The organism is Streptomyces sp. NPDC059010 (genome assembly GCF_042740355.1).
Classification (GTDB): domain Bacteria; phylum Actinomycetota; class Actinomycetes; order Streptomycetales; family Streptomycetaceae; genus Streptomyces.
In genome coordinates this window covers 1-1,952 of the sequence record NZ_JBHYJA010000109.1, presented here as the reverse complement: position 1 = coordinate 1,952, position 1,952 = coordinate 1, and the positions used below count along the sequence as shown (strand labels likewise).

Annotated in this window: 1 protein-coding gene and 2 pseudogenes; all 3 read left to right on the top strand. The window is 38.1% G+C overall.

Annotation, left to right across the window (positions count from 1 at the left end; genetic code table 11):
- Positions 1-557, top strand: a pseudogene (locus ACFWYS_RS46595) (hypothetical protein); the annotation flags it as partial.
- Positions 558-1,241: 684 nt separating this feature from the next.
- Positions 1,242-1,415: a hypothetical protein gene (locus ACFWYS_RS46590; protein ID WP_375839303.1), complete on the top strand. Its 174-nt coding sequence runs from the start codon at positions 1,242-1,244 to the stop codon at positions 1,413-1,415.
- 90 nt (positions 1,416-1,505) lie between these two features.
- Positions 1,506-1,952: pseudogene (locus ACFWYS_RS46585) on the top strand (hypothetical protein); the annotation flags it as partial.

Here is a 1,952-nt window from a genome sequence, read left to right as displayed (position 1 = left end):
TCGACAGGTTGCGTTATAAATACAAGAAAGAAAGTTCGATAGATTATTTATCGGTGGTAGAGCCACAAGGACGTGGAGCCTGGCATTGTCATGTTTTAATGCGCTTTAATGATTTGGATAAGATTTATATTAAAAATGCTGAATTAAGGAGTCTATGGGGTTTAGGATTTGTAACAATCAAGTCATTAAAGGATATAGACAACATAGGAGCCTATTTGAGCGCTTATTTGACTGATATAGACCTAGAAGATGTCCAAGACAGGGAAACAGCCTTAAAAGTGGCTTCAGAGGGCTGTGAGGTGCAAACAAAGATCGTAGAAGGTCGGGAAAAGAAATTTTTAAAAGGCGGACGGCTGCACATGTATCCTTCCGGAATGAATATGTATCGAAAATCAAAAGGGATTGTTAAGCCGGAACGGGAAGAAATGAAGTTCGGAGACATAAAAAAAGTAGTGGGTTCGGCAAAACCACACTACGAGAAAAGTTATCATGTCGAAAATGACAATTTTGAAAACACAATTTCGTTTCTCCAGTATAACACAAAACGTGATTTTTGAAGCAAAACGGTTCCTCTTTATGGAGCCGTTTTTTTTATTTCCCGAAGGGTTATTTGTCAGAATGACAAACCGATTTCGAGCCGGCGAGAACCCATTGTCACACCACGATTTAGGGGGTGTGTATAAATGGGCACTCTCTGTGAAATTTGAAGCTTTGAAATTCCGAATGGCGCACTTATACACTCTGTCGAGTGAGTGCTAAAATGCTGAAGCATTTCCGTCAAGCGTGTGGAGGAATCTTGTAGAGAGATATAGCATAGATACCCGTATCTCTAGAGATATTTTGGTATATCCCTGCTATATCTATGGGGTATCTATGCTATATCTTTGGCTTCAAAAACGGCACCTGTTCTAAGAGCATAGAAACTCAACAGGCACAGCCTGTTTGACACCCTTTTTTTTAGGGTGGCACCGAGTTTCCTTATGCTCTTTTTCTCTGAAGCTAAACCTGTTTTATATGTCGTAGTCTTTTTATTGGGAGTGACCCCTTGCTGTACAATTTCCGGAGGTGCCGATAAGGGACGAATTTTCCCTTGTCGGTTGCCTTTGGGGATTGTAAGGGGTGGAGGCTCGGAATCAAAAGGAAACGAAATATCATTCCGAGTGTGCTTCTTTTTTCTGTTCTTGAATTCTATTATTTCCAATGTTAGAATTATGTTAACAACTTGTTAGGAGTGTGTTTGGATGGAAGAGAAAAAACAAATTGGACCTCGAATTACTGTTGAAACATTTAAAAAGCTAGAGTTATTAGCCGAACATTTTACAAAACACAATGAATTTGGAAGAGTTTCAAAAGATGCTGTAATTGAGTTTGCTATTAAGGAATTGTATAGGGACTATTTGGGAAAAGGACGCTAATTTTTGTTGAAAAACTGACTTCGGATTTGGGGTTCTTTATTATTAACTTGATTTTAATTAAACATTACAGGAAAAATTGAGGGGAAATGGATGGATAAACGCAATGGTGACGCGGTTTTCATAGCTCCAAATGATGTTGTAAAAGTGACCACTATGAATCACGTCATTGAAGTTCAGCATATGGAGAAGATGAACCGGAAAAATAATATCAAAAAATTGGACAAGGATAGGTTTGTAGACCTCTCTACTGGGGAGATCCGGGAGTTCGAGCATTCGGAAAATCGGCAGGAAAATTATAATTCTTTGAGACAAACCTTTAAGAAGCTGCGTTATTTGATAAATAACAATTTTATAGGACGGCCAAATGAATTACATATAACTTTGACATACAAGAAAAATATGACGGACACGAAAAAACTTTATAGTGATTTTCAAAATTTTATCGACAGGTTGCGTTATAAATACAAGAAAGAAAGTTCGATAGATTATTTATCGGTGGTAGAGCCACAAGGACGTGGAGCCTGGCATTGTCATGTT

What these genes read in the sequence shown, in the direction of transcription:
- ACFWYS_RS46590 (WP_375839303.1), top strand. Translation starts at nt 1,242, where the DNA reads ATGGAAGAGAAAAAACAAATTGGACCTCGAATTACTGTTGAAACATTT.